At 67.2% G+C, this 10,110-nt stretch carries 8 protein-coding genes and 2 pseudogenes; all 10 read right to left on the minus strand.

Features of this window, described 5'->3' with window-relative positions:
* Nucleotides 1–491, minus strand: a pseudogene (locus tag K5Q19_RS15155) (cell division protein FtsZ); the annotation flags it as partial.
* Nucleotides 492–633: 142 nt separating this feature from the next.
* Entirely contained in the window at nt 634–1,917 is a 1,284-nt protein-coding gene (ftsA, locus tag K5Q19_RS15160) for a cell division protein FtsA (protein WP_292946835.1), read from the minus strand.
* A 10-nt stretch (nt 1,918–1,927) separates the two neighbouring features.
* Nucleotides 1,928–2,956, minus strand: a complete 1,029-nt coding sequence (locus K5Q19_RS15165; RefSeq protein WP_292946838.1) for a cell division protein FtsQ/DivIB — start codon at nt 2,954–2,956, stop codon at nt 1,928–1,930.
* Between the two features lie 3 nt (nt 2,957–2,959).
* Nucleotides 2,960–3,904, minus strand: a complete 945-nt coding sequence (locus tag K5Q19_RS15170) for a D-alanine--D-alanine ligase (RefSeq protein ID WP_292946841.1) — start codon at nt 3,902–3,904, stop codon at nt 2,960–2,962.
* A complete protein-coding gene (gene murB, locus K5Q19_RS15175) occupies nt 3,901–4,797 on the minus strand; it encodes a UDP-N-acetylmuramate dehydrogenase (RefSeq protein WP_292946844.1) in 897 nt (298 codons plus the stop codon). Before murB ends, K5Q19_RS15170 begins: the two co-directional genes overlap by 4 nt.
* On the minus strand, nt 4,794–6,206 hold the full coding sequence (gene murC, locus K5Q19_RS15180; RefSeq protein ID WP_292946846.1) for a UDP-N-acetylmuramate--L-alanine ligase: 1,413 nt from the start codon (nt 6,204–6,206) through the stop codon (nt 4,794–4,796). The genes murB and murC overlap by 4 nt, the downstream gene beginning before the upstream one ends.
* Nucleotides 6,203–7,384, minus strand: a complete 1,182-nt coding sequence (gene murG / locus K5Q19_RS15185) for an undecaprenyldiphospho-muramoylpentapeptide beta-N-acetylglucosaminyltransferase (protein ID WP_292946855.1) — start codon at nt 7,382–7,384, stop codon at nt 6,203–6,205. Before murG ends, murC begins: the two co-directional genes overlap by 4 nt.
* 8 nt (nt 7,385–7,392) lie before the next feature.
* Nucleotides 7,393–8,625, minus strand: coding sequence for an FtsW/RodA/SpoVE family cell cycle protein (locus K5Q19_RS15190; RefSeq protein ID WP_292946849.1), 1,233 nt, complete (start codon nt 8,623–8,625; stop codon nt 7,393–7,395).
* Nucleotides 8,622–9,932, minus strand: a complete 1,311-nt coding sequence (gene murD, locus K5Q19_RS15195; protein ID WP_292946852.1) for a UDP-N-acetylmuramoyl-L-alanine--D-glutamate ligase — start codon at nt 9,930–9,932, stop codon at nt 8,622–8,624. The genes K5Q19_RS15190 and murD overlap by 4 nt, the downstream gene beginning before the upstream one ends.
* A 4-nt stretch (nt 9,933–9,936) precedes the next feature.
* Nucleotides 9,937–10,110, minus strand: a pseudogene (gene mraY / locus K5Q19_RS15200) (phospho-N-acetylmuramoyl-pentapeptide-transferase); the annotation flags it as partial.

Consider the following 10,110-nt stretch of genomic DNA (forward strand, 5'->3'; position numbering starts at 1 on the left):
AGCGTATCGACGTGCTTCTGCAGCTCGGCAATGCCGCTTTCGGCGGCGCGCATGCGGCGCGTGCCTTCGAACAGGAAGGGCTTCGTCACCACCCCGACCGTCAGCACGCCCTTGCGGCGCGCGGCTTCGGCGATGACCGGCGCGGCGCCGGTGCCGGTGCCGCCGCCCATGCCCGCCGCGATGAAGCACATGTGGACGCCTTCAAGCGCGCGCTCGATTTCCTCGATCGTCTCTTCGGCAGCGGCGCGGCCGACTTCGGGACGGGCGCCGGCACCGAGGCCCTGCGTCATGTCCGGCCCGAGCTGGATGCGGTTGTCCGCGATCGAATTGTTGAGCGCCTGCGCGTCGGTGTTGACGACGACGAAGTCGACGCCCTCGATCTTCGCGTTGATCATGTTGGCAATGGCGTTGCCGCCCGCCCCGCCCACGCCGATGACGGTGATGCGCGGCCGCAGTTCGTCGATGGCCGGCGGTCCGATGTTGATGCTCATAGCGCTCTCCCGTGCGGGTCTGCGGGGGGCCGGAAACGGTGCCCCGAAAATCGTAACAATTGCTTTGGCACGGATCGTTTCACCGAATCAAAGCTTCGACAGGTTTTTCCACAAGTAGGAGGGCTAGAACGGCCCTCCACCATCAGAAATAGTCCTTCATCGCACGCCAGATGCGCTGCAGCAGGCCGACTCCGCTGTAGGACTGCGTCGGTCCCCAGGTCGGGCCGATCTTGCGGATATCGACCGGATCGGCCGCAGCATAGAGCATGAGGCCGACAAGCGTCGACGAACTCGGCGTCGCATGACCCGGCGGCAGGCCCAGCATGGTCGGCGGCGAGCCGATGCGCACCGGGCGGCCGAGCGCGGCCTGCGCATAGTCGGCAAGGCCGGGAAGCTGCGCGCCGCCGCCCGTCAGCACGACCTGCTGGCCGCGCTTGCCATTGAAGCCCAGCGCCTTCAGCGCGCGCCCCACTTCATCGGTGAACACGCCGAGCTGCTGGGTGATCACCGAGACGAGCTCGGCGCGGGGAATGCGGTTCTTGTCGTCGGCGTGGCGCGCCACGGGTGCGCCCTGCTCCGGATCGCCGGGGGCATTGACCGGGATCATCTCGCGGTGATCGGCAGGGCTCGCCAGCGCGGACCCCGCCATGCACTTCAGGCGCTCGGCCTGATAGCGGCGGATACCGAAGGCCGAAGCGATGGCATCGGTGATATCGCCCGAACCGAAGGCAATTGCCTGCATGCCGAGCAGCATGCCGCCCGCGTAGACCGAAACGGTCGTCACTTCCGCGCCGAATTCGATCAGCGCCACGCCAAGTTCGCGCTCCTCGGTCGAGAGGCAGGCGTGGCCCGCCGCGACCGGCGAACCCACGACAGCCTCAACCCGGAGATGCGCGTTTTCGACCGTTTCCTTGAGATTGCGCACCGGCGCGCCGTCCGCCAGCATGACATGGATATCGACCGCGAGCCGCTCGGCATGGAGGCCCTTGGGATTGGGCACGCCGTCCGCGCCATCAAGCGTGTAGTGCGCCGGCTGGGCGTGGAGCACGGTGCGGCCATCGGGCTGGATCACCTCGCGCCCGGCGATGAGCAGGTGCTCGATATCATCGCTCTCGATGCGGCGGCCACCGATTTCGACTTCGACCTTGGCGGTGGTGCTGGCTAGCCCCGCGCCCGAGCAGCCGATCCACACGCTCTGGACGCTCGCATTGGCCATCTTCTCGGCGCGCTCTATCGCATCGCGCACCGAATGCGTGGCGGCGACCATATCCGTCACATAACCGCGCTTGATCCCCTGCGACTGGCGGTGGCCTGAGCCCATCACGACCATCTCGCCCGCCTCGGTCAGCCCGGCGATGATCGCCGAGACCCGGAACGAGCCGAGATTGACGGCCGCGAAGACCTTTGTGATGCGGGGGGCAGCCATGGCCGGACGATCAATCCTGTGCGGTCTTGGCGACAGCGACTTTGGTTGGGGCGACCTTGGCGGTTGCGGCAGAGGCGACGGCGCTGCGGGCTGCTGCGGTCTTGGCGGCGGCGGCATTGGCCTTGGCGGTCTGTTCCGCGCGGGCAGCGGCGGCCACTTCATCGGCACGGCCGGGCACGCGCATATAGATGCGGTCCGGGTTGCGCATGTCGAAGCTGGCCACCTTGCCGCCGAGCAGGCGATCGACGCCGTCCATCCGCGCGAAAGTGAGGAGCGCGCTCGCGGCTTCAGTCTCGCCTTCGGGAAGCGCGACGACCTGCCGAGTCTTGAAGGTCAGGTTCCAGCGGCGGTTGCCGACCCATTCGGCCTCCGCCACCTGCGTGCGAATGGCGGGTGCGGCATCGAGCAAATGGACGAGATTCGGCACGCGCGCTTCGGCGCCGTTGCCGGAGAGGACGAGGAGACCTTTGGCCTTGGCCTGATTCACCGCTTCAAGCGGATGGCCGGTCTCGTCGATCAGCGTCAGCTTGTTGTCGCGGCGCAGCACGGCGTGTGGGCTGCGCTCGATCACATCGACCACCAGCGTATCGGGCAGCTGGCGCGAGACGCGGGCATCCTTCACCCAGGAAAGCTGGAGCAGATCATTGCGCAAGGCCGCAATATCGAGCCGGGGCATGGCTTGATCGCGCTGGCCGAGCACTTTCTCGTAGATCTTGAGTTCGTTCATGCGGTTGACGCCGCGCACTTCGACGCGCTTGACCTCGAAGCCGGACTTGCCGGCAATCATCGCCATCTCGGCCTCGACCAGCTGTGGCACGCCCGCCATGCTGGCGACGATCCACGCCAGCACCGCCGCGCCGCCGAGGATCACGACCATCAGGATGCGGTGCAGCGTTTCCTCGCTGAAGGGCATCCACTGCATGATCTGATCGAGCAGCGAACCGGTCTGGCGGCGCGCGGCGTGAACCTTGCGCTTGGTGCCGCTGGCCGCCGCGACCTTGCGCACCGTTTTCCCGCCCCGGCGAATGGTCTGCGCCATGGCTCAGGCCTCCTTCTTCGCTGAAGCGAGCGCGTCGGCGACAATAGCCTCCACGAGATCGCCGTACTCCATGCCGAGCGCCTTGGCCTGCTCGGGCACGAGGCTGAGCGGCGTCATGCCCGGCTGGGTGTTGACCTCCAGCAGGAAGAGGCCTTCGACACCCTGCTCGTCGTCCCAGCGGAAATCGCTGCGGCTGGTGCCCTTGCAGCCCAGGAGCTGATGCGCCCGCAGCGCGATGTCCTTGCAGGCCTCGGCTATCTCTTCGGGGATTTCGGCCGGGCAGATATGGTCGGTCATGCCGTCGGTATACTTGGCGTCGAAATCGTAGAAGCCGGACTTGGGGCGCAGTTCGGTGACAAGGAGCGCCTTGTCCACCAGCACCGCCGTGGTGAGTTCCCGGCCGCGGATGAAGGGTTCGGCGAGGAGTTCGTCGAATTCGTTCCACGGGCCCACGGAATCGCGATTGATCGGATCGCCGTAGTTGCCATCCTTGGTGACGATGGCGACACCGACCGAGGAGCCTTCGTTGACCGGCTTCACAACATAGGGGCGCGGCAGGGGATCGCGTTCGAACAACTCTTCGGAGCGCACGATGCGGCCGCCGGGCATGGGGATGCCATGCGGCACCAGCGCCTGCTTCGTGAGCTGCTTGTCGATCGCGATGACCGAAGTGGCGAGGCCGGAATGGGTATAGGTCAGGCCCATCAGGTCCATCAGCCCCTGCACGGTGCCATCCTCCCCCGGTGTGCCGTGGAGCGCATTGAACACCACATCGGGCGCGGCATCGGCAAGCCGCTGCGCAACATCGCGGCCCATGTCGATGCGGGTGACGCGGTGGCCCTTGGCTTCCAGCGCCTTGGCGACGCCTTCGCCGGACATGAGGCTGACGGGGCGCTCGCTAGACCAGCCGCCCATGAGGACCGCGATATGGAGTTTGGGGAGCGTCACGGCCGGCCCACCCGCTGAATTTCCCACTGCAACTCCACGCCAGAATGGTCCTTCACCCGCCGCCGCACTTCCTCGCCCAGCGCTTCGATCTCCGCGCTGGTGGCCTCGCCGGTGTTGATGAGGAAGTTGGTGTGCTTTTCGGAGACTTGCGCGCCGCCGAGCATGAGGCCCCGGCAGCCGGCCTTGTCGACCAGCTCCCACGCCTTGCCGCCATCCGGGTTCTTGAATGTGCTGCCGCCGGTCTTGCTGCGCAGCGGCTGGCTCGCCTCGCGCGCAGCGGAGATGCGGTCCATCTCGGTCTGGATTGCGGAGGGCTCGCCCGGAGCCCCACGGAAGCGCGCAGCCACCACGATGCAGCCATCGACGAGTTCGGAATGGCGGTAGGTATAACCGAGTTCGCTGAGCGGCAGCGTGGCGATCTCGCCTGAGCGGATCACCACGTCGCAATCGACGAGGATGTCTTTCACCTCGCGGCCATAGGCGCCGCCGTTCATGCGCACGAAGCCGCCGACCGTGCCGGGGATCGAGCGGAGGAATTCGAGGCCTGCAATCCCGTTGTCACGCGCGGTGCTGGAAACTAGGATGCCCGAGGCGCCTCCGCCGCAGTTGAGGGTGACTTCATCCACCTTCTCGACCTGCGCAAACGCCTTGCCGAGGCGGACGACGACGCCGGGAACACCGCCATCGCGCACGATCAGGTTGGAGCCGAGGCCGAGCGCCATGACGGGGACGTCCGGCGCGAGACCGGCGAGGAAGTCCTGCAGGTCGGCCGCGTCCTTGGGCTCGAACAGCCACTCCGCCGTGCCGCCGGACTTGAACCAGACGAGCGGCGCGAGGGGGGCGTTCGGGGTGAGCTTGCCGCGAACCTCGGGGATGGCCGTCAGCGTGGTCACACCGCCCCCCGCTGCTTGGCAATCGCGTCCGCCAGCCCGGCGGCCCACTTGGTGATGTCGCCCGCGCCGAGGCACACGACCATGTCGCCCGGCTGGACCACGCCGGCAAGTTCCACCGCCAGCGCATCCGCGCCTGCGATCAGGTGCGCCGAGCGGTGCCCGCGCGCCTTGATGCCTTCGACCATCGCCGCGCTGTCGACGCCCTCGATGGGCTGCTCGCCTGCGGGATAGACGGGCGCGGCATAGACCACATCGGCATCGTTGAACGCGCCCTGGAAGTCTTCCATGTGATCGCGCAGCCGGGTGAAGCGGTGCGGCTGGACGACGGCGATGACGCGGCCCTGCACGCCCTCACGTGCGGCAGCTAGGACGGCGCGGATTTCGACCGGGTGGTGGCCGTAGTCGTCGATCACGGTAACCCCGTCCACTTCGCCGACCTTGGTGAAGCGGCGCTTCACGCCTCCGAACTTTCCGAAGCCGGTGCGGATCAGCTCTTCCGAAACGCCCATTTCGACCGCGACGGCGACGGCGGCCAATGCATTCTGCACATTGTGGCGGCCGGGCATGGGCAGCTCGATGCCCTCGATCCGGCGGAAGCTGCCATCGCGCTGGCGCAGCACGGCGGTGAAGCGGTTGCCGCCGGGGATCGGCGTCACCGCCTCGCCGCGCACGTCAGCCTGTGCGGAGAAGCCGTAGGTCACCACGCGGCGGTCGCGCACCTTCGGGATGATCGCCTGCACTTCGGGATGATCGATGCACAGGATCGCCGCGCCGTAGAACGGCACGTTCTCGATGAATTCGACAAAGCTGTCCTTCACCCGCTCGAACGAGCCGTAGTGATCGAGGTGTTCGGGATCGATATTGGTGACGACCGCCAGCGTGCCGTCGAGCCGCAGGAACGAGCCGTCGCTCTCGTCGGCCTCGACCACCATCCACTCGCTGTCGCCCAGCCGTGCGTTGGAGCCATAGGAATTGATGATGCCGCCGTTGATCACGGTGGGATCGATCCCGCCGGCATCGAGCAGGCAGGCCACCATCGAGGTCGTCGTCGTCTTGCCATGCGTGCCCGCCACCGCGACGGTGTTCTTGAGCCGCATCAGTTCAGCCAGCATTTCCGCGCGGCGCACCACAGGGACGCGGGCTTCAAGCGCCGCGACAACTTCGGGATTGTCGCGCTTCACAGCGGTCGAGGTGACGACCACCGCCGCGCCTGCGACGTTCTCCGCGCGCTGGCCGATCATCACCGGAATGCCACGCTGGCGCAGGCCATCGACAACATAGCTTTCGGCCATGTCGGAGCCCTGCACCGAATAGCCCATGTTGTGCATGACCTCGGCGATGCCGGACATGCCGATGCCGCCGATGCCGACGAAGTGGATCGTGCCGATCTCGGTGCCGACGCCTTTCATTCGGCAGTCTCCTTGGCGAGCGCCTGCTGGGTGCTGGCGGTCTGCGCCGCGCCTTCCATGCGGATCACATCCATCAGCGGGACACCACCGAAGCCTTCGACGAGATCGGCAAGGTCCTTGACCGCATTGGGGAGACCGCAATTCCAGGCGGCATGCGCGGCATTGGCGAGCGCCGCGGGACCGAGCGCCATGGCCTGGATCTGCTTGGCGAGCTCCTTGGGGGTGAAGCCCGGCTGGCGGATTGCTCTCGCCCCGCCGGCCTTGACCATTTCGCGCGCGTTGACGGCCTGGTGGTCGTCGGTGGCGATGGGGAGCGGAACGAGGATCGCGGGACGGCCGACCGCGGTCAGTTCCGCAATCGTCGATGCACCAGAGCGGCCGATGAACAAGTGCGTCTCCGCAAGGCGGCTCGCCATGTCCTCGAAGTAGGTGCCGAGCTCGGCAGGAATCTGGTGCCCGGCATAACGCGCGCGCACGGCCTCGAGGTCTTCCGGGCGGCACTGCTGCGTCACCTGCAAGCGGTGGCGCAGCGCGGGCGGGAGCATGGCGAGGCCATCGGGCACGACTTCGGACAGGATCGAGGCGCCCTGGCTGCCGCCCGTCACCAGCACACGGAACAGGCTGTCCTCGCTGAAGGGCGGGAACGGCTCCCCGCGCAGCGCGAGGACTTCCGCACGCACCGGATTGCCGACGCGGTGAATTTTGCCCCAGAGCTTCGGATCGAGCCGCTCGACTTCCATGTAGGCGGTGGCAATGGCATCGACGCGCTTGGCGAGCAGGCGGTTGACCCGGCCGAGCACCGCGTTCTGCTCGTGGATTACTGTGGGGATCTTCGCCGAGCGCGCGGCGAGCAGCGCCGGCAGCGCAGGATAGCCGCCGAAGCCGACGACGCAGGACGGCTGGAAGCTCTCGAACAGACGCAACGCCATCGCGCGGCCCCGCCAGATCGCCGAGAGCCCTTTGGCGAGCGCGATGGGGTTCTTGCCGAGGCGGCCTGCGGGAAGCACGTGCGCGGGGAGAAAAGCGGGCTTGCCGGGGATCTTCGCGCCGCGCTCGTCCGTCACCAGCGCGACATGGTGCCCGCGCCGGTCCAGCTCGGTCGCAAGGGCAAAGGCGGGCAGCAGATGGCCGCCGGTGCCGCCCGCCGCGAGGACGAAATGGCGCGAGACCCCGGGGATATGGTTTGTCATGTGCGCACGAGCTCCCTGATGTCCGTCGTCTCGCGCGAAAGATAGGGATTGCGCCGCGTGATGGCGAGGAGGAACCCGGCGCCGAGCAGCAGTGCGATGGTGGAAGACCCGCCATAGCTGATGAGCGGGAGCGTCATGCCCTTGGAGGGGAACAGCTGGAGGTTGACGAGGATGTTGATGAAGGCCTGCCCCGCCAGCTGCGCCGTCAGGCCCGCCGCGGCGAGCACGGTGAAGAGGTCTTCCTCATCGGCCAGACGCATCATCACGCGGATGACGATGGCGCAATAGAGCACCACGATCAGCGCGCAGGCGATCAGGCCGAATTCCTCGCCGATCACGGAGAAGATATAGTCGGTATGCGCTTCGGGCAGCGCCATCTTGCGGCTGCCGAGCCAAAGCCCGGAGCCGCTCCACCCGCCACTGACCAGCGTGCGCATGGCAAGGTCGACCTGATCGAACTCGCTGCCGCCAGAAAGGAACGCGTCGATGCGGTGCGTGGCGTTGGGGTAGAAGAAATAGGCGAGCACAACGGCGGCGATGCCCCCGCCAAGGCTCCAGCCGACCTTGGCGAGATCGAGCCCGGAGAGCAGCACCAGCACGAACCAAACCCCGCCGAACAGCACGGTCGAGCCGAAATCGGGCTGGGCCATGAGCAAGATACCGATCACCCCCATCAGACCGAGCGTGATCGGAATCACCGGGATATTCGGATCGCGCACGCGCCACGAGAGGACCCACGCCACCGCGACCGCGAAGCCGGGCTTGAGGAACTCGGACGGCTGCAAGCTGAAGCCGATCCACAGCCAGCGCTTGGCGCCTTTCACCTCGTTGCCGAGGAAGGGCACCAGCACGAGCGCGACGAGCATGGCGGCCGCCAGCAGGATCGCCAGCCGCCGCGTCGTCTCCTTCGGCAGGAGCGAGGCGACGAACATCGCGAGAAGCCCGACGCAGAGAAAGCGCAAGTGCAGGAAGAAGAAATAGAGATCGCCCAGCGTCTTGGTCTGCGTCGAAAGGCGGTGCGCGCTCGCCGGGGACGAGGCCGCGACTGCTACCGTGCCGACGGTGACCAGCATGAGCACGAGCGCGAGCAGCACGCGGTCGATCTCGCGCCACCAGATGACGAGCTCGCTGCGGCGGGTGCGGCGATAGCGATTGGTACGCGGCGCAATGCGCACGCCGCCGCCGGGCAGTGGGGTTGCGACCTGCCGGGTGGGCTGGTGCGCGCTCATGCGGCACCTCGTTCGGCGATCAGCGCGGTGACGATCTGGCGGAAGCAATCGCCGCGCGCCTCGAAATCGCGGAACTGGTCGAAGCTGGCGCAGGCCGGCGAGAGCATGACGACATCGCCGGGCTGCGCCGCATCCATCGCCTGGCGCACGGCATCGCCCAGCATCTCGCTGCGCTGCACCGGCATGAGCGGTTCGAGGATGTCGGCAAAGCGCGGACCCGCCTCACCGATCGTATAAGCCTGCACGACATGGCTGAAATAGGGAGCGCAGGCGTCCAGGTCGTCGCTCTTGGGCAGGCCGCCCAGGATCCAGTGGACGCGCGGCCACGCACCCAGGGCGGGCGCGGTGGAGGCGGGGTTGGTCGCCTTGCTGTCGTTGATGAAGAGGACGCCGTTCGCCTCTGCCACGCGCTCCATGCGGTGCGGCAGGCCGACGAAACTGGCGAGCGCGGCGCGCCAGACCTCTTCGGTAATGCCGAGGCGCTTGGCCATGGCGACGGCAATGGCAGCGTTCTGGAGATTGTGCGGCCCCTGCAGCGAGGGCCAGTCCGCCTGCCCCGTCAGCGCGGCGGGATCGACCACCGCGATATCGCCGTCCGGCCGGTTTGCAGCAATCTCGGCGGCGATGCGGCGGGTATCCTCATCGCCGCAGCCGAACACCGCGAACTGGCCGGCCTGCTGCATCTGGAACAGGCGCGCCTTGGAGGCGCCATAGCCCTCGTAGCCGTCGTAGCGATCAAGGTGATCGGGGCTGAGGTTGATGAATGCGGCCAAATCGGCGTGGAGGCTGTAGGTCAGGTCGATCTGGTAGCTTGACAGCTCCAGCACATAGACGCCGCCTTCGGGCAGCGGCGGCTGACCGAGAATTGGGAGGCCGATATTGCCGCCCATCTCGGTCGGCAGGCCCGCCGACTTGACGATGTGGTGCATCAGCGAGGTGGTGGTCGACTTGCCGTTGGTGCCAGTGATCGCGACGACCTTGTGCGCCGGCAGATTGGCGCGGGCCTGAGCAAAGAGCTCGATATCGCCGATGATCGGCACGCCGAAGCTGCCCGCGTGGGCGGCAATGGGATGGCGGTTGAGCGGCACGCCGGGGGAGACGACGACGCCGTCGAAGCCCGTTAGATCGATCGCCAGAGGATCGGCGATGGTCGCCCGGCCCTCGACGGCAGCGCGGGCATCCTCGCGCCCGTCCCATGCCGTGACATCGGCCCCGCTTGCCAGCAGCGTATCGACGCTCGCGAGCCCCGAGCGGGCAAGCCCGAGGACTGCATAACGTTTGCCGGCAAAAGCGGGGGAGACGATCATCCTCTCAGCGCACCTTGAGGGTGGCGAGGCCGATCAGCGCGAGCACGATCGAGACGATCCAGAAGCGGATGACGACGGTCGATTCCTTCCAGCCCAATTGCTCGAAATGGTGGTGGATCGGCGCCATGCGGAACACGCGCTTGCCGGTGCGCTTGTAGACGAAGACCTGCACGATGAC

The sequence above is a fragment of the Novosphingobium sp. genome (genome assembly GCF_019748365.1).
GTDB lineage: Bacteria > Pseudomonadota > Alphaproteobacteria > Sphingomonadales > Sphingomonadaceae > Novosphingobium.